Below are 16,742 nucleotides of genomic sequence, written 5' to 3'. Positions count from 1 at the left end.
GCAGCACGACGCACACCGCCCCCGCACCATGGACCTCCTGACCCAGATCATTCTCCAGGCCGGCCGCTCCGCCGTGGAGCTCTCGCTATTCGTGCTGCTGCCGATCATGGTGGTCATGCTGTCGCTGATGCGCATGCTCGAGGCGCGCGGCGTGCTCGACTGGGTCGTTGCCCGCCTCGCCCCGCTGCTGCGCCCGGCAGGCCTGACCGGACTGGGCGTCTTTGCCGCGCTGCAGATCAACTTCGTCAGCTTCGCCGCGCCAATGGCGACGCTGACGATGATGGAGAGCCGCGGCGCCTCCGACCGCCACCTCGCCGCCACGCTGGCAATGGTGATGGCGATGGCGCAGGCCAACGTCACCTTTCCGATGGCGGCAATGGGCCTGTCCTTCGGCCCGGTGCTGCTGCTGTCACTTGTCGGCGGCATCGCTGCGGCGGCGGTGACCTACCACGGTTTCGGTCGGCACCTGTCGGCCGCCGAGGCCCGGCTCGACGAAACCCTGCACCACCGCGTCGCCGAAGATCCCAAGGGCGTGCTCGACGTGATCAACCGTGCGGGCGCCGAGGCTTTCAAGATCTCCGTCGGCGCGATCCCGATGCTGGTGCTCGCGCTCGTGGCGGTGATGGCGCTGCGCGCAACCGGCAGCATCGACGCCCTGACCGGCGCGCTGACGCCGCTGCTGAATTTCCTCGGCATCGATCCCGCACTGATCCTGCTGACCCTGACCAAGTGCATCGCGGGCGGCACCGCGATGATGGGGGTGATGGACGAGATGCTGAAATCCGGCGTCACCAGCGTGAGCACGCTCAACGCCAGCGCCGGCTTCCTGATCCACCCGCTGGATGTCGCGGGTGTGGCCGTGCTGATTTCCGCCGGGCCGCGGGTGGCGACGGTGTGGAAACCCGCCGCACTGGGTGCGATCGTCGGCATCGCGCTGCGCACTGCCGGCCATGTGCTGCTGCCGGCCTGAGCCCTGTTAAGCTGCGCCCCTCCTCGTTACCTCGCTGATGCCATGATCGCTGCCCTGACCCTGCTGCTCGTGTTCCAGCTCGCTGGCGAAGTCATCGCACGCGGGCTTGGCCTGCCGGTGCCCGGCCCGGTGATCGGCATGGCGCTGCTGTTCCTCGCCCTGCTGCTGCGCGGCGGGCCGAGCGACAACCTGCGCCAGACCGCCGGCAACCTGCTGCAGCACCTGTCCTTGCTGTTCATTCCTGCCGGCACCGGCATCGTGCTGTACGGCGAACTGATCGCGGCCGAATGGCTGCCACTGGCCGCTGCGCTCTTAGGCAGCACCTTCCTCGCCATCGTCGTCACCGCGCTGGTGCTCAATGCACTGGTCAAACGACGCAGGCCCCGCGAAGAGGCCCGGTCATGACCCCACGCCTGACGGAGCTCTGGGTCTACCTGTCGACCTCGCCACTGCTTGGCCTGACGCTGACGCTGGTGGCCTACCAGGCGGCGTTCTGGCTGTACAAGCGCGCCGGCTTCCATCCGCTCGCCAACCCGGTGATGCTGGCCATTGCCATGGTGGCAACCGTGCTCGCGCTGGGCGACATGGACTATCGCACCTACTTCGATGGTGCACAGTTCGTGCATTTCCTGCTCGGCCCGGCAACGGTGGCTCTGGCGATCCCGCTCTATGCGCAGTGGCCCAAGCTCAAGGCGATGGCGGGCCCGCTGATGATCGCCCTGCTTGTGGGCTCGCTGACCGCGGCGCTGTCGGCCTATGGCATCGGCGCGCTGCTCGGCGCCAGCCATCCGTCGCTGATGTCGCTCGCGCCCAAGAGCGTTACCATGCCGATCGCAATGGCCGTGGCCGAACCGCTCGGCGGCCTGCCGGCGCTGGCCGCCGCCCTGGTGATGCTGACCGGCGTGCTCGGCGCCATCGGTGCGCCCTACCTGTACCGCTGGCTGCGCATCGGCGACCATGCCATCCGCGGCTTCGCCATCGGCCTGGCCTCCCACGGCATCGGCACGGCGCGCGCCTTCCAGGTCAGCGAGCAGGCCGGGGCCTTTGCGGCCCTGGCGATGGGGCTGAACGGACTGCTCACCGCGCTGTCCCTGCCATGGATCATGCCCTGGCTCGAGCGCCTGTTCGGCCACTGAGCGCCCGCTCGGCCGCAGCGGCCAGCCGGGCCCGCAACCCAACGATGCCGAGGACGCACGCGTGCTGACTGCCCTTCACCGCTGGATCGACCGCAACATCCTCGAACTCGGCCGCGAGATGCGGCTGTCCTACCTGCCGCCGCTGATGGTGTATTGCGCAGCGGGCGTATCGGGGCTGACCGGCATCGTCGGCACCTTCTTCGTCAAGGACTACCTCGGCCTGTCCGCGGCTTTCCTCGCCGCGCTCGGCTTCTGGGCCGGCATTCCGTGGGCGCTGAAGATGCCGATCGGCCATCTGGTGGACCTGATGTGGCGGTACAAGGCGGGGCTGGTCTATCTCGGCGCTTCGCTGATCGCCGCCGGCCTGCTGATCATGATCGGCCTCATCGGCAGCCCGGACGCAATGCGCGCGGTGATGCCGATCGAAGCCTGGTTCGTGCTGTCGGTGCTGCTGTCGCCGGTCGGCTACGTCATGCAGGACGCGGTGGCCGACGCCATGACGGTGGAAGCGGTGCCGCGGCTCGACGTGCGCGGCGAACCGATCCCGCCCGAGGCCATCCGCCTGATGCACACCACCATGCAAATGCTCGGCCGCGTCGCCATCATCGGCGGCACGGTGCTGGTTTCGCTGGCCAACGTGGCCATGTTCCAGGGCTCCGAGACCCTGCCCGAGGCGGACAAGATTGCGATCTACCTGCGGATCTACGAGCTTGCGCTGGTCATCCCGCTGCTGTCGGTCAGCGGCGTACTGCTCGCCGGCTTCCTCAAGCGGCGGGAGGCAAAGCGGCTCGCCGACCTCGGGCGCAGCCACGCCGAAATCGATCGCCTGTTGCACGCACCGGACGAGAAGACGCCGCCCAACTGGTGGATCCTCGGCGGCAGCGCGGTGTTCGTGGCGCTGACGATCGGCATCGGCCTGTCCGGCTTCACATACGGGCAGGAAGTCATCTTCGCGGCCTCGTTCGCGATCATCGGCTTCATGATCAGCCGCCTGCTGCGCGAGCTTTCACCCGAGGCCGCGCGCACCCTGCTCGGCACCGTCATCATCATCTTCGCCTTCCGCGCCCTGCCCGGTCCGGGTGCCGGCGCGAGCTGGTGGATGATCGACGAGCTCGGCTTCGACCAGAGCTTCCTGTCGCGGCTGGATCTCATCACCAGCACGCTGACGCTGGCCGGCCTGTTCCTGTTCCGCCGCTTCATGGCCGAGAAGTCGATCGCCGACATCGTGATCTTCCTCACCATCGCCTCGACGCTGCTGTCGCTGCCCATCCTCGGCATGTTCCACGGCCTGCACGAATGGACGGCCGCGTACACCGGCGGCGTGGTCGATGCACGCTTCATCGCCATCGCCAACACTGCGCTCGAATCCCCGCTCGGCCAGGTGTCGATGGTGCCGATGCTGGCCTGGATCGCCAACTCCGCGCCACCCCATCTCAAGGCGACCTTCTTCGCCGTGATGGCGTCCTTCACCAACCTCGCGCTGTCGGCTTCGCAGCTCGGCACCAAGTACCTGAACCAGCTCTACACGGTCGCGCGCGAGATCAAGGATGCCGCCACCGGGGCGATCACCACGCCCGCGGACTACAGCGAACTCGGCGCACTGCTGCTCACGGTGACCCTGCTCGGCCTGCTGCTCCCGCTGGCTGCGATCCTGCTGACCCGCATCGCCCGCCTGCGCAGCGCCTGAGCGCCCCGGCGGCACAGGCGCGATCGAGTTGATCTGCCGCATTGCCATGCGGGCGCAGCAGGCGGAAACTTGAGCCCATTCCACAAGACGGGAGGCGCAAGATGACACCCAGCTCGGTTCACGACATCCGCAACCTGGCACTGTTCGGCCATGCCGGCAGCGGCAAGACCACCCTCGTCGAATCCCTGCTCGCGGCTGCGGGCGAGATTGGCGCCGCGGGCAGCGTCGAACGCGGCGACACCGTGTCGGACTTCGACCCGCAGGAAAAGGCGATGGGCCACTCGCTGCACGCGGCCCTGGTGCATCTGGAATGGGCCGGCCACTGGATCAACCTGCTCGACACCCCGGGTCTCCCCGACCTCGCAGGTCGCGCGCTGGTCGCACTGCCCGCGGTCGATACCGCAGTCGTCGTCATCAACGCCGCTGCCGGGGTCGAAAGCGTGGCGCGCCGCATGATGCAGGCGGCTGGCGCCAAGTGCCGCATGATCGTAGTCAACAAGATCGACGCCAACGGGGTGGACTTCGGTTCGCTGATGGACGCCATCGTCGCCGAGTTCGGCCGCGAATGCCTGCCGATCAACCTCCCTGCAGCCAACGGCAGCCGCGTCATCGACTGCTTCTTCGCGCCACAGAACGAGGCAACCACGGCGTTCTCCAGCGTCGGCGCAGCGCACGACGCCATCGTCGACCAGATCGTCGAACTGGACGAGGACCTGATGGCGAAGTATCTCGAACAGGGGGAATCGCTCGACCCCGAGCAACTGCACGCCCCGTTCGAGCAGGCCCTGCGCGAGGGCCATCTCATACCGGTGTGCTTCGTCTCCGCGCGCAGCGGCGCCGGCATCCGCGAATTGCTCGACATCCTCGGCAAGCTCGCGCCCGACCCCACCGAAGGCAACCCACCTGCGTTCCTGAAGGGCGAAGGCGCGGCGGCCGAAGCGGTCGCAGTCGCGCTTGCACCCGATCGCCATGTCGTCGCCCACGTCTTCCAGATCGCCAACGACCCCTACCGCGGCAAGCTGGGTCTGTTCCGCGTCCATCAGGGCAGCGTCACCCCGAACTCGCAGCTCTTCATCGGCGACGGCCGCAAGGCCTTCAAGGTGGCGCACCTGCTGCGCATGCAGGGCAAGACGGCGGTCGAGACGCCGCTGGCCGTACCGGGCGACCTGTGCGCGGTGGCACGCATCGACGAACTCATGCGCGACGCCGTGCTGCACGATTCGCACGACGAGGACTTCTTCCACCTCGCGCCCACGCCCTACCCCCAGCCGGTGTACGGTCTGGCGCTGATGACGCGCAAGCCGGCCGACGAGCAGAAGCTGTCCGAAGCCCTGGCACGGCTGATCGAGGAGGACCCCTGCCTCGAAGTGACCTTCGACCATCGCAACCGCCGCACGGTGGTACGCGGCCTTGGCGAGCAGCACCTGAAGATCGTGCTCGACGAGTTGTCGTCGCGATGGAACCTGCAACTCGACACCGCGCCGCCAAGCATCCCCTACCGCGAGACGATCACCATCGTTGCCGAGGCACGCTACCGCCACAAGAAGCAGAGCGGCGGCGCCGGCCAGTTCGGGGAGGTGGCACTGCGGGTCGAGCCGCTCGAGCGCGGCACGGGCATCGAACTGGCCGATGAGGTCAAGGGCGGGGCAATTCCGACCAACTTCATGCCTGCGGTGGAAAAGGGGGTGCGCCAGGCACTAGCTGAAGGCGCCTTCGCCGGCTTCCCGCTGCAGGACCTGCGCGTGGTCGTCACCGACGGCAAGCATCACGCGGTCGACTCGAACGAGGTATCCTTCGTCACCGCTGCGCGCCATGCCTTGGTCGAAGCCGTGCTGGCGGCCCGTCCGCAGGTGCTCGAGCCCCTGCTCGATGTGCAGGTGAAAGTCGCCGACACCCTGTTCGGCGACGTCAGCGCCGAGCTTGCCGGACGTCGCGGCCGCCTCACCAGCACCGACAGCCCGACCGCGGGCTGGACTCTGATCTCGGCACGCGTACCGATGGCAAGCCTGGATGGATTCGAAAGCAGGCTGAAGGCGATCTGCGCGGGCGAGAGCGAGTTCATGCTCAACGCCGGTGGCTATGAACCGGCCCCGGCCGAAACCCAGGCGCAACTCGTGCGAGCCCACGGGGAAAACGGCAACGGCGCGTCCTGAACTACAGACGGTCCCGTCGGCTTGCCCGACGGGACACCCATGACATGGCGACACCACTGACCGCTGCACAACGCGCCTACTGGCGCCGTACCCTGCTGCTGACTCTCGGGCTCCTCTCGGTGTGGTTCGGCGTCACCTTCGTCGCCGCCTACTTCGCGGACGAGCTTAATGCCGTCACCTTTCTGGGCTTCCCGCTCGGTTTCTACATCTTCGCCCAAGGGGCGCTGGTGGTGTACCTCGTGATCATCATTGTCTACGTGATCACGATGAACCGCCTGGACAAACGCTACGGCGTGGGCGAGCGCCACTGACCGGCCTCGCGCCGACCACGCTCGCGCCAGCGCCTACTTGCCCGCATCCCCCGCGGCGTTTTCCTGCTTGTTGCGCTTCTTCAGCACCATCGGATGCGCCTGCCGGCTGAGGATGAAGTCGAAGATGAACTTCATCCAGATCGTCGATCCGGCGATCGCACTCCAGGTCTCGAAATCGAAGCGGGCCGTCAGGATGCCGAAGATCACGAACACGACGATCCCGCCCCCGATCAGGTTGATCGCGGCGGCAAAGGGCGCATAGCGGGCTGGGTTCTGGGGCGATTCGCCGCGCTTGAGCGCCACCTCGGAAAAGTCGCGCTTGACCATGATGCGCCATGCCCTTCTGAGCCAGAAGAACGCGATCGGGAACAGGGCGAGGAAGAGGATCCAGTTGAGGGCAACGCTGACATCGAAAACCATGAGCTACTCCATCGGGGCGCAAAACACCGCTCGAGCGGCAGGCGCGCAAGGTGCCACAAAACAAAAGACCCCGCCAGCGAAGCGAGCGGGGTCCTTCTTCGGTACGGCGCCCGGGGGTGCCGTACCGCACTTACTGCATGCCCGGATCAGTGGGCGCCTTCCACAGCCTTCGAGCCGCGCGGGATGCGCACGGCTTCGACCATGTGCTGGATATGCTCCGGCGGCTCCTTCGTGACCTTGTCGACAACGAAGGCGATGATGAAGTTGACCACGGCACCGACCGCACCGAAAGCCTCCGGCGTGATGCCGAAGAAGCTGTTCGGACCGCCGATCAGATCGACGAACTCCGTGCCCTTCACGAAGAAGATGCCCTTGTGTGCGAACACGTAGAACAGGGTCACGAACAGGCCGGACAGCATGCCCGCGATCGCGCCTTCCTTGTTCATCTTCTTGGAGAAGATGCCCATCATGATCGCCGGGAACAGCGAGGAGGCCGCGATACCGAAGGCGAGCGCAACCGTACCGGCCGCGAAGCCCGGCGGGTTCAGGCCGAGCCAGCCCGCAATTACGATCGCCACGGCCATCGAGACCTTGCCTGCCATCAGCTCGTTCTTCTCGCTGATGTTCGGGTTGAAGATGCCCTTCACCAGGTCATGCGACACCGCCGACGAGATCGCCATCAGCAGGCCGGCAGCCGTCGACAGCGCGGCAGCCAGACCACCCGCAGCAACCAGCGCGATCACCCAGTTGGGCAGCAGCGCGATTTCGGGGTTCGCCATCACCATGATGTCGGCGTTCACCGTCAGCTCGTTGCCCTTCCAGCCTGCCGCGTCGGCCTTGGCCTTGGCATCGGCGTTCTTGGTCTTGTCGTTGTAGTACTGGATGCGGCCGTCGCCGTTCTTGTCCTCGAACTTCAGCAGGCCGGTCTTTTCCCAGCGCTTCATCCACTCCGGGCGCTGCTCGTACGTCAGGCTGGCTTCAGGTGCGTAAAGGTCAGCGTTGGCCTTGACCTTCTCCGGGTTGACGACAAGGTTGCCAGAAGCTGTGGTCTCAAGACCGACCGCGTTGTTGACCGTGGCGTGCAGATTCAGCTTGGCCATGGCACCAACGGCCGGGGCCGTGGTGTACAGCAGGGCGATGAAGACCAGTGCCCAACCCGCCGAGCTACGCGCATCCTTCACCGTCGGCACGGTGAAGAATCGCATGATGACGTGCGGCAGGCCCGCGGTACCGATCATCAACGACATGGTGTAGACGAAGTAGTTGAGCGTGCTGCCCGGCAGCGAGGTGGTGTACTGGTCGAAGCCCAGGTCCTTGACCACCAGGTCGAGCTTGCTCAGCAGCGAGGCGTCGGTGCCAATCATGTTGGAACCCAGACCCAGCTGCGGCAGCGGGTTGCCGGTGAGCTGCAGCGAGATGAAGAAGGCCGGCACCAGGTAGGCGGCGATCAGCACGATGTACTGCGCAACCTGGGTGTAGGTGATGCCCTTCATGCCGCCGAACACCGCGTACATGAACACGATCGCCATACCGATGTAGATACCGGTGTCGCTCGACACGCCGAGGAAGCGCGAGAACGCCACGCCGACGCCGGTCATCTGGCCGATGATGTAGGTCAGCGATGCGGTCAGCAGGCAGACCACCGCCACCGTGGAGGCCGTCTTCGAATAGAAGCGGTCGCCGATGAACTGCGGCACGGTGAACTTGCCGAACTTGCGCAGGTACGGGGCCAGCAGCATCGCCAGCAGAACGTAGCCGCCGGTCCAGCCCATCAGGAACAGGCCGCCGCCGTAACCCATGTTGGCGATGAGGCCCGCCATGGAGATGAAGGATGCAGCGGACATCCAGTCCGCTGCGGTGGCCATGCCGTTGGTGATCGGGTGGACGCTGCCGCCCGCGGCATAGAACTCGCTGGTGCTGCCGGCACGCGCCCAGATGGCGATGCCGATGTACAGCGCGAAGGACGCGCCGACCACCAGGTAGGTGATTGTTTGAAGATCCATGTGTCTCCCCTGATTATTCTTCGTGAACGTCGAACTGACGGTCGATGTCACCCATCTTCTTCGCGTAGTAGAAGATCAGCGCGATGAAGATGTAGATCGATCCCTGGTGAGCGAACCAGAAACCGAGCGGGTAGCCACCCAACGAGATGCTGTTGAGTGCTGGTGCGAACAGAATGCCTGCGCCGAACGAGACCAGGAACCAGATGATCAGGATCTTGGTCAGCAGGCTTAGTACCGTTCCCCAGTACGTCTTGCCGTTGTGTTCCATCACGTCTCCTCTTTAAAAGTTTTGCTTGCTTCGCTGCGAAACCGGCCAGGAGCAGCCGACTCCTATGACTGCACGCGGATTATAGGTCGATCGAACTTACTTATTGCTTACAACGCTTAACGTTCCCTGAATGCCATGCGGTAAACGCCAGCGCCCCGCCGGCATGAAGCCTGGCGGGGCGCTGGCAGGGCACTGACGGACGGTTGGAGCCGCGTCAGACAGCGACACCCGGGTTGCCGTCCATGCCCTTGAGGGTCGGCAGGTTCAGCGCGCGCTGGGTCACCACCTTCTGGCTGCGCAGGTAGTTGGCGACCACGTCCCACACGGCGGGACCGGAATCCTTCGCCTCCTCCGACACCGGCGCCCAGCCGGCAACCTTGTAGGTCTTGCCCGGCTCGATGCGCTTGCCCTTGAGCATCATGTTGTCGATGCGCTTGCCCATCGTCGCGGTCGGGTCGCAGGTGTACTGCAGGCCGCCCACACGCACCATGTCGCCACCCTGCTGGTAGTAGGGGTCGGGGTTGAACAGGTTGTCGGCCACGTCCTCGAGCACGGTCTTGATCATCTCGCCGCTCATCTCGGTGAGCGTGGTCCAGGGGTAGGTGATCGCGGTCTGGTCGAGCAGGTGCTCCATCGTGATCGTGTCGCCCGGCAGCAACGAGGTGCCCCAGCGGAAGCCGGGCGAGAATGCCAGTTCCGCGTCCTTCTCGGCGATCAGCGCATCGACGATGAGCTGGTCCCACGAGCCGTTGAAGTTGCCGCGGCGATACAGCAGGCCTTCGGTGACGGCGAGCTTCTCGGTGAGTTTCTCGAGGAAGGGTGCGCGGGTCTTGTCGATGAAGGCCGCCATCTCGGGGTCGGCCGGCAACAGGTTGGCGAGCACCGGCAGCAGCTTGTAGCGGAAATCGACCACCTTTCCGTTCTTGACGTCGAAGTCCATGACGCCGAGGAACTTGCCGTTGGAACCGGCATTGGTGACCAGCGTCTTGCCGCCGGCGTTCTCGACCACGGTCGGCGCCGGCATGCCGTCGTGCGTATGGCCGCCGAAGATCGCGTCGATGCCGGTGACGCGGCTGGCGAGCTTGAGGTCCACATCCATGCCGTTGTGCGACAGCACGACCACGACCTGCGCCCCCTCGGCCCGGGCCGCGTTCACCGCCTCCTGCATGCCCTGCTCCTGGATGCCGAAGCTCCAGTCCGGCGTCTGCCAGCGCGGGTTGGCGATCGGCGTATAGGGGAAGGCCTGTCCGACGATGGCCACCGGCACACCGTTGATGTTCTTGATGACGTAGGGCTTGAAGACCGGATCCTCGAAGTCCGTGGTCTTCACGTTCTGGGCAACGATGTCGATCTGGCCCGCGAAGTCCTTTTCCTCGATCTCCTTGACGCGGTCCGCGCCATAGCTCGACTCCCAGTGCAGGGTCATCACATCCACACCGAGCAGCTTGCAGGCGTCGACCATGTCCTGGGCGTTGGTCCACAGCGCGGTGCCCGAGCCCTGCCAGGTATCGCCGCCGTCGAGCAGCAGCGCGCCCGGACGGCTGGCCTTCATCTTCTTGACAAGCGTGGACAGGTGGGCGAAACCGCCGACCTTGCCGTAGGTCTTCGCCGCCTCGACGAAGTCGAGATAGGTGAAGGCATGGGCCTCGATGCTGCCCGGCTTGATGCCGAAGTGCTTCAGGAAGCGCTCGCCGACGATGTGCGGCGCGTTCCCCACCATGCCGCCCACGCCCAGGTTGACGTTGGGCTCACGGAAGTAGATCGGCAGCAGCTGCGCATGACAGTCGGTCATGTGCAACAGGCTGACGTTGCCGAACTTCGGCATGTCGTACAGCGCCTCGGCGGCCTTTTCGGCACGCGCGAAGCTTGAATGCAGCGTCATGCCGCCGGCTGCAGCAACCGCCAGCATCTGCATGAATTCACGACGATTCATCGACATGGGTCATTCCCTTTGACTATATCGAGCGAGCCGCGCATGCCTTGGTGCGCGCCTTGCTTGAGGCAAAAAAAGGGCCCGGGGCCGAGGCCGCGGGCCCTGCTCCGTAGCGCTCGCGAGCGGCGCTTACTGATTGACCGGCGAAGCCGGGTCGAACAGGTAGGCCATCACGTGGCGAATCTGGACCTCGGTGAGGATGCCGCCATAGCCGTTGCGCGGCATGTCGCTGCACGCGTTGTAGGCCTTGGAGTTCCACAGCTTGCCCCAGGTGTACTTCACGACCTCTTCCGAGTTGCCGCGCAGCTTGGCGTAGCCTTCGAGGCTGGGTCCGATGGTGCCCTCCGAGACTTCCTTGGGGTCCATCGCGTGGCAGTTGTAGCAGCCGCCACCATTGTTGTCGGGCGTCTTGTCGGTCCAGGTCAGGCCGCGACCGCTGGCCGCGATCTTCTGCCCTTCCTTCCAGTTGCCTCCCGTGTAGTTGCCGTCGCTCGGCCACTGGATCGTGGCCATCTCGGCCGCCTCGAGCCGCTTCATGGTCTCGGCATCAGGCTGCGTCGGGCTCGAGCAGGCCTTCTGCACGGCGTCCTGCTTCTGGCGATCGAGACTGGCGATGCCGTTGGCCTTGAACGACTTCAGCATCATCTCCTCGACCTTCGCCTGCAGATCGTCGGCGATGGCGACCGATGCACACAGCGCCAGCGGCGCAGCAATGAACAGCTTCTTCATGTTGTCCGCTCCCTTAGCGCTTCACGCCCGGCCACTGGGCCTCGGCACCGTTGCCCTTGCCCGCCATGAACACCGACAGCGCGATGGTCACGTCCGAGGCGAAGATCGGCTCGGCCGTGCGCTGCTGACGGAAGCAGTCCCACAGCCGATGCTGCATGGTCCAGAATTGCGAATTCGAGACGCGATACGCGGGCCACGAACTCCAGCCCGCCGCCGCGCCTTCCGGCTTGGTGATGTTGGGCAGTTGCGTGGCGCGGATGCGCTTGTCGTCCTGGCTGTGGCAGGACGCACAGGAGAAATCCATCGCGCCGGTGCGGTAGTAGAAGGCCCGCTCGCCCAGCGCGTACATCTCCTTCATCTTGGGATGCGAGAGATCGACGGCGAGCTTCGCGCCCTTGGAGTGCGTGACCACGTAGGCCACCAGCGCCGCGACCTTGCCGCGCTCGCCCTGCAGGAACTTGCCGTTGATGATCTCCGCGGAGGGGATGCCCTGCAGCGTTTCCATGCAGTACATCAGGCGGGACTCGAGATCCTGCACCTTGCCCGTGTCCTTGAAGAAGCGCGGCAGTTGTGCCGCAGCCCCTTCGACCACGCCTGCCCCCAGGCCGAGGTCGCACTGCTCGAGCGTGGCGTTCTTGGGACCGCGCGCGGTCCGCCACAGCTCTTCCCCTTCCATTTCGTAGAGTTCGGCCGGATTGCCATCCGCCAGCATCTCGCGGTAGGCGTCGAAATTCAGGTCTTCCTGCGCGAACGCGGGCGCTGCCAGGGCAAGCCCTACGCTCACGGCAATCGCCTTGAGTTGTTTTTTCATCGTCTCTCCTCCGGGGTCCGGAACCCCGTTGTCAGGTATGTGGCGCCAGCCGGCGGCCGGCACCCTGCTCCCTGCACCTGTGGTGCCGGCCCGCGATCGTCGTATCGCGGGCCGCAAAGACTATCAGGCGATCTGGACTTCGTCGGTGCGGGTCTCACCCTTGTTGTCGACCCAGGTCACGGCGACCTTGTCACCCTTCGCGCCGCCATTGAACTTGAACGCGAGGTAGGGGTTGGTGGACACCGAGGGACCGAACTCGGCGCTCAGCACGACCTTGTCGTTGTGCTTGGCGGTCAGTTCGGTGATGAAGTGAGCCGGGATCACGGCGCCGGACGAATCCTTGCGCTGGCCGGTTTCCATGACGTGCGACATCAGCACGCGAACTTCAGTAACGCCATCCTTGGCGGCGGCGCGAATACGCATCGGGCTTGCCATATCGTTTTCTCTCCTGAACCTGTTGCTTGATCAGCCGCCGCAGCCGCCGAGGGTGACCTTGACTTCCTTCTTCGACATGTAGAACTTGCCGTCGGCCTTGACCACGGCATACACGTCGGAGGTCTGGCCCATCTTCACGCGCGTCTGCACTTCGGCGACGGTGCCATCGGGAATCGTGAAGCTGGCGGCGAGCATGTTCGGGTTCTTCTCGATCATGATCGCGATGTACTCGGTCTTCGGGATGTTGCTGACCACCCCGACCGGCACGACCGCACCGTTCTCGGCGATGTCGGGCGCGGTGATGACCACGTCGCCGCTTTCGGCGGGCTTGCCGGCGCCGATCACGCCGAAGGCAGCGTCCAGCGACTTCGCCTCGAAGGCTTCCTTGTTCCAGGCCGCCTGGGCCAGCTCCGGCTTGATCATGCCGGCCGCGACCAGCAGCCCGAACACGCCCAGACCGCCACCCGCTTTCAGGGTATCCCTGCGTTGATGATTCATCCCGTCTCTCCTTGTAGAGGTGTTACTGCGCTTTCGCGCCTTGCAGAATCCACTCGACGAGTCGCTTGATGTCCTCGTCCGCGACATGCCCCTGGGGCGGCATCGGAATGGTCCCCCAGGTGCCCTGGCCGCCGTTCTTCACCTTGGCGATCAATTTTTCCTCGGCATCGACCTGCCCTTGATACTTTTGAGCAATCTCATTGTACCCGGGGCCGACGATCTTGTTCGCCACGCCATGGCAGGCCATGCAGCCCTTCTCGTTGGCCAGTGCCAGCGTCGCTGCGGCGGCCGACGGCTGGCCATCGCCGGCGGGCTCGCCCGGCGCGCCCGTCTGCTTGCCGCGCGTCTGGCCCACCGGACGGTTCTGCTCGGCGAGGTTGCCGTGCGCATCCTGCGCGTAGTCGGGCAGCGCGGACACGATCTCGACTTCCTTCTTGCAGTCCTTCATGCATGCGACGTTCTTGACGTCGGGCTTGCCGCCGTTGCCGATGCCACCCTTCGAGGCCGGCGCACCCGGCCACATGCCGTGGTCGGTCGTCATGCCGTTGCGGTTGGGCATGCGCTCCTGCACTTCGCGGATGTTCTCGTCGCTCAGCACATAGTCGGCCGGCACGATTTCGCCCAGGTTGAGCAGGTAAGCGAGGATCGCGTAGACATCGTCGGGCGACAGCGACTTCGGCGCCGTCCAGGGCATCGCGCGCTGGATGTAGTCGAACAGCGTCGACACGGTCGGCACCTTCATCAGCGTGGTGCGCTGCGGCGACGCGCCGGTGATCAATGCCTCGACACGGCCGGTCTCGATGTCCTTCAGGGTGGTGCCGCCGACGATGGGCGTGAACACCTCGTTGGACTCGCCGAACACGCCGTGGCAACTGGCACAGTGGGTTTCCCACAGCTCCATGCCCCGGTCGACGTTGCCCGAGCCTTTCGGCAGGCCGACGAAATCGGGTCGCACGTCGATGTCCCAGGCCTTCACCTCGGCCGCGGTGGCCGGTCGGCCGATGCCTTGATAGCGGTCGAAAGCCATCGCCGAGGTCGCCGCACCGGCGACGAGCAGCGCAATCAGCGTCTTAGAGAACCTGGACATTGCTCACCTCCCCGGATTCGACCACCTTCCAGGACTGGATGGCGTTGTTGTGATAGATGGACTTGGTGCCGCGCACCTTGCGCAGCTGGCCATAGCTCGGCTGGACGTAGCCGGTTTCGTCGACCGCGCGCGACTGCAGGATCGCGGGCTTGCCGTCCCACACCCAGTCGATGTTGAAGCGGGTGACCGCCTTCGACAGCACCGGCGTCTCCAGGCGTGCCTGGCGCCAGTTGATGCCGCCGTCGGTGGACACATCGACGCGGGTGACCTTGCCGCGGCCCGACCAGGCCATGCCCGAGATATTGTAGAAGCCCTTGTCGAGCAGCAGCTGGCCGCCCGACGGGGTGGTGATGACCGACTTGCACTCCTGGATCGAGGTGTACTGGCGGTGCAAGCCATCGGGCATGAGGTCGACGTAATGCACCGCCTCGTCCTTGGTCGCCCACGGCTTGTCGCCAACCTCGATGCGGCGCAGCCACTTCACCCAGCTCACGCCCTGCACGCCCGGCACCACCAGGCGCAGCGGGTAGCCGTTCTCGGGACGCAGCATCTCGCCGTTCATGCCGTAGGCCACCAGCACCTCGCCCGACTCGATCAGTTCCATCGGGATGGTACGGGTCATCGACGAGCCGTCGGCGCCTTCGGCCAGCACGAAGCGGCCCTTCTTGTAGTCGGCCCCGCACATGTCGAGGATTTCCTTCAGGGGCACGCCAGTGAACTCGGAACAGGAGATCATGCCGTGCGAGTACTGCACGGTCGGCACCGCGACGTTGCCCCACTCCATGCCGGTGTTGGCACCGCATTCGATGAAGTGGATGCGCGACACCGAAGGCAGTCGCATGATGTCGTCCATCGTGAAGACCGCATTGGTCTTGACCAGGCCGTTGATCATCAGACGGTGCTTCGACGGGTCGACGTCGTGCCAGCCCTGGTGATGGCGCTCGAAATGCAGGCCCGACGGCGTGATGATGCCGAACAGCCCTTGCAGCGGCGTGAAGGCGACCGAGGAGCCGCCGACACGGGTCAGGCCCGGGCTTTCGCGCCGCTGCAGGCCGCGCTCGAACTTGGAAGGCATGCCGTAGGGATTCGCTGCGACCGGCTGGCCCAGCGAGGTACTCCACGGCGGCAGGTTCAGGATGGCGGGATCGCCTTCGCCGGCAGCGCGCGCCACGGCGGGTGCCGCCATCGCAGCCGACGCCGTCACGAACGCCCTTCGCAGAAAGTCGCGCCGACCGTCCTTCACCGCGGCGATCTGCTCGTCGGTCAGGAAATTCTCCGGCGCAGGCCTGACCCGGCCAGGCCGGGTATCGATGTTTGCCATGCGTACACTCCCCTCGGTTCTGGTTGTGTGTTTAAGTTGAGACGGACATCCCTGACTCAGCGCTCGAGCTTCAAGTCATGCTCGAGGCGCAGCAGGGATTCACGCCGCGACGGGTTGTGCTGCACTTCGTCGCGCGATGCGATGCCGATGCATACCGTGCGGCACAGATCGGTGAAGTTGGGGTCGATGAGCCGGTAGAAAACCTGGCTGCCCTCGCGGCGGCGCCCGACCACGCCGGACCGATACAACAGGCTCAGGTGGCGCGAGGCGTTCGCCTGCGTCAGCCCTGTCGCTTCCACCACCTCATTAACCGAACGCTCGCCATTGCACAGGCAATGCATGATCTTCAGCCGCGAGGGTTCGGACAGCAGGCTGAAGTATTCGGCGACGCTCTCGAACACCTTGTCCAGCTCTTCCACATCAACCTCGCTTATGGCTGCATTGCTTGATCTGCATCAAATCTAAAACCATATACTCATATAGTCAAGAACTAATATTCTTGCGCCGCAGCATCCCTCAGTACGGCATGGGCCGCTTGAGAAAGCGCTGGCGTACTCCGCCCTCCATGCCGCTATACTTCGACCCGCCGGCCCGCATCGGCGCCGGAGCCCGCGACGGACGGCACTCGCCGCCTCGACGCTTATCGGATCCATACAAGAATCGGAGGGACGACGACGTGAATCTCAAGCACGCCCTGGCCGTACTCGGCCTCGCCGGGCTCAGCGCGCTCGCGCATGCGCAGGACCCGAACCTGGCCCGCAACCTGGCCGCGACCTGCGCCAACTGCCACGGCACCAACGGGCACAGTGTTGGCGGCATGGACTCCCTTGCAGGTGAAACCCAAGAAAAACTGATGCAGAAGCTGATGGACTTCAAGTCGGGCGACAAGCCGGCAACGATCATGCATCAGATCGTCAAGGGCTATTCCGACGAGCAGCTCAAGCTCATCACCACCTGGTTCGCGGCGCAGAAATAAGGGG

18 protein-coding genes are annotated in these 16,742 nt (G+C 65.2%); 7 read left to right on the top strand and 11 right to left on the bottom strand.

The window, feature by feature from the left end:
- Nucleotides 1–28 precede the first annotated feature (28 nt).
- The 6 genes from AC731_RS00185 (at nt 29) to AC731_RS00160 (ending at nt 6,257) form a co-directional block, all read left to right on the top strand.
- Complete coding sequence (locus tag AC731_RS00185; protein ID WP_048708578.1) at nt 29–970, top strand: nucleoside recognition family protein; 942 nt, start codon at nt 29–31, stop codon at nt 968–970.
- A gap of 42 nt (nt 971–1,012) precedes the next feature.
- Nucleotides 1,013–1,375, top strand: coding sequence for a CidA/LrgA family protein (locus AC731_RS00180; protein WP_048708576.1), 363 nt, complete (start codon nt 1,013–1,015; stop codon nt 1,373–1,375).
- The gene (locus AC731_RS00175) at nt 1,372–2,106 is read left to right on the top strand and encodes an LrgB family protein (RefSeq protein WP_004258750.1); all 735 of its coding nucleotides are present in this window, start codon (nt 1,372–1,374) and stop codon (nt 2,104–2,106) included. The genes AC731_RS00180 and AC731_RS00175 overlap by 4 nt, the downstream gene beginning before the upstream one ends.
- Before the next feature lie 61 nt (nt 2,107–2,167).
- A complete protein-coding gene (locus AC731_RS00170; protein ID WP_048708575.1) occupies nt 2,168–3,793 on the top strand; it encodes an MFS transporter in 1,626 nt (541 codons plus the stop codon).
- Between the two features lie 101 nt (nt 3,794–3,894).
- Nucleotides 3,895–5,946, top strand: coding sequence for an elongation factor G (gene fusA / locus AC731_RS00165; protein ID WP_048708574.1), 2,052 nt, complete (start codon nt 3,895–3,897; stop codon nt 5,944–5,946).
- Nucleotides 5,947–5,990: 44 nt separating this feature from the next.
- Nucleotides 5,991–6,257, top strand: a complete 267-nt coding sequence (locus AC731_RS00160) for a DUF4212 domain-containing protein (protein ID WP_004258766.1) — start codon at nt 5,991–5,993, stop codon at nt 6,255–6,257.
- Nucleotides 6,258–6,290: 33 nt separating this feature from the next.
- Here AC731_RS00160 and AC731_RS00155 read toward each other — a convergent pair whose 3' ends face one another.
- From AC731_RS00155 to AC731_RS00105, 11 genes are all read right to left on the bottom strand, one after another.
- Nucleotides 6,291–6,677, bottom strand: coding sequence for a hypothetical protein (locus tag AC731_RS00155; RefSeq protein ID WP_048708572.1), 387 nt, complete (start codon nt 6,675–6,677; stop codon nt 6,291–6,293).
- 146 nt (nt 6,678–6,823) lie between these two features.
- A complete protein-coding gene (locus AC731_RS00150; RefSeq protein WP_048708571.1) occupies nt 6,824–8,680 on the bottom strand; it encodes a sodium:solute symporter family protein in 1,857 nt (618 codons plus the stop codon).
- Between the two features lie 13 nt (nt 8,681–8,693).
- Entirely contained in the window at nt 8,694–8,948 is a 255-nt protein-coding gene (locus AC731_RS00145; protein ID WP_004258774.1) for a DUF4212 domain-containing protein, read from the bottom strand.
- Nucleotides 8,949–9,162: 214 nt separating this feature from the next.
- Complete coding sequence (gene soxB, locus AC731_RS00140) at nt 9,163–10,887, bottom strand: thiosulfohydrolase SoxB (RefSeq protein ID WP_048708569.1); 1,725 nt, start codon at nt 10,885–10,887, stop codon at nt 9,163–9,165.
- Between the two features lie 123 nt (nt 10,888–11,010).
- On the bottom strand, nt 11,011–11,610 hold the full coding sequence (gene soxX, locus AC731_RS00135; RefSeq protein ID WP_048708568.1) for a sulfur oxidation c-type cytochrome SoxX: 600 nt from the start codon (nt 11,608–11,610) through the stop codon (nt 11,011–11,013).
- Between the two features lie 13 nt (nt 11,611–11,623).
- On the bottom strand, nt 11,624–12,421 hold the full coding sequence (soxA, locus tag AC731_RS00130) for a sulfur oxidation c-type cytochrome SoxA (protein ID WP_048708566.1): 798 nt from the start codon (nt 12,419–12,421) through the stop codon (nt 11,624–11,626).
- A gap of 123 nt (nt 12,422–12,544) precedes the next feature.
- The gene (gene soxZ / locus AC731_RS00125; RefSeq protein ID WP_004258786.1) at nt 12,545–12,856 is read right to left on the bottom strand and encodes a thiosulfate oxidation carrier complex protein SoxZ; all 312 of its coding nucleotides are present in this window, start codon (nt 12,854–12,856) and stop codon (nt 12,545–12,547) included.
- Nucleotides 12,857–12,886: 30 nt separating this feature from the next.
- On the bottom strand, nt 12,887–13,354 hold the full coding sequence (gene soxY / locus AC731_RS00120; protein WP_004258791.1) for a thiosulfate oxidation carrier protein SoxY: 468 nt from the start codon (nt 13,352–13,354) through the stop codon (nt 12,887–12,889).
- Between the two features lie 22 nt (nt 13,355–13,376).
- Entirely contained in the window at nt 13,377–14,441 is a 1,065-nt protein-coding gene (locus tag AC731_RS00115) for a c-type cytochrome (RefSeq protein WP_048708564.1), read from the bottom strand.
- Nucleotides 14,425–15,762, bottom strand: a complete 1,338-nt coding sequence (gene soxC / locus AC731_RS00110; RefSeq protein WP_048708562.1) for a sulfite dehydrogenase — start codon at nt 15,760–15,762, stop codon at nt 14,425–14,427. The genes AC731_RS00115 and soxC overlap by 17 nt, the downstream gene beginning before the upstream one ends.
- Nucleotides 15,763–15,818: 56 nt before the next feature.
- Entirely contained in the window at nt 15,819–16,181 is a 363-nt protein-coding gene (locus AC731_RS00105; protein WP_004258799.1) for an ArsR/SmtB family transcription factor, read from the bottom strand.
- A gap of 257 nt (nt 16,182–16,438) precedes the next feature.
- Here AC731_RS00105 and AC731_RS00100 point away from each other — a divergent pair, with 257 nt between their 5' ends.
- Nucleotides 16,439–16,738 (top strand): c-type cytochrome, encoded by a 300-nt coding sequence (locus tag AC731_RS00100; protein ID WP_048708559.1) that lies wholly within the window; start codon nt 16,439–16,441, stop codon nt 16,736–16,738.
- The last annotated feature ends 4 nt before the right edge of the window (nt 16,739–16,742 follow it).

Origin of the sequence: Thauera humireducens (assembly GCF_001051995.2) — a bacterium.
GTDB classification, from domain to species: domain Bacteria; phylum Pseudomonadota; class Gammaproteobacteria; order Burkholderiales; family Rhodocyclaceae; genus Thauera; species Thauera humireducens.
This window is presented reverse-complemented; position numbering and strand designations above follow the sequence as displayed.

Bases quoted from the DNA above. Each gene is read 5' to 3' on its own strand.
- AC731_RS00185 (WP_048708578.1), top strand. From the start codon at position 29: ATGGACCTCCTGACCCAGATCATTCTCCAGGCCGGCCGCTCCGCCGTG.
- AC731_RS00180 (WP_048708576.1), top strand. From the start codon at position 1,013: ATGATCGCTGCCCTGACCCTGCTGCTCGTGTTCCAGCTCGCTGGCGAA.
- AC731_RS00175 (WP_004258750.1), top strand. From the start codon at position 1,372: ATGACCCCACGCCTGACGGAGCTCTGGGTCTACCTGTCGACCTCGCCA.
- fusA (WP_048708574.1), top strand. From the start codon at position 3,895: ATGACACCCAGCTCGGTTCACGACATCCGCAACCTGGCACTGTTCGGC.
- AC731_RS00160 (WP_004258766.1), top strand. From the start codon at position 5,991: ATGGCGACACCACTGACCGCTGCACAACGCGCCTACTGGCGCCGTACC.
- AC731_RS00155 (WP_048708572.1), bottom strand. From the start codon at position 6,677: ATGGTTTTCGATGTCAGCGTTGCCCTCAACTGGATCCTCTTCCTCGCC.
- AC731_RS00150 (WP_048708571.1), bottom strand. From the start codon at position 8,680: ATGGATCTTCAAACAATCACCTACCTGGTGGTCGGCGCGTCCTTCGCG.
- AC731_RS00145 (WP_004258774.1), bottom strand. From the start codon at position 8,948: ATGGAACACAACGGCAAGACGTACTGGGGAACGGTACTAAGCCTGCTG.
- soxB (WP_048708569.1), bottom strand. From the start codon at position 10,887: ATGTCGATGAATCGTCGTGAATTCATGCAGATGCTGGCGGTTGCTGCA.
- soxX (WP_048708568.1), bottom strand. From the start codon at position 11,610: ATGAAGAAGCTGTTCATTGCTGCGCCGCTGGCGCTGTGTGCATCGGTC.
- soxA (WP_048708566.1), bottom strand. From the start codon at position 12,421: ATGAAAAAACAACTCAAGGCGATTGCCGTGAGCGTAGGGCTTGCCCTG.
- soxZ (WP_004258786.1), bottom strand. From the start codon at position 12,856: ATGGCAAGCCCGATGCGTATTCGCGCCGCCGCCAAGGATGGCGTTACT.
- soxY (WP_004258791.1), bottom strand. From the start codon at position 13,354: ATGAATCATCAACGCAGGGATACCCTGAAAGCGGGTGGCGGTCTGGGC.
- AC731_RS00115 (WP_048708564.1), bottom strand. From the start codon at position 14,441: ATGTCCAGGTTCTCTAAGACGCTGATTGCGCTGCTCGTCGCCGGTGCG.
- soxC (WP_048708562.1), bottom strand. From the start codon at position 15,762: ATGGCAAACATCGATACCCGGCCTGGCCGGGTCAGGCCTGCGCCGGAG.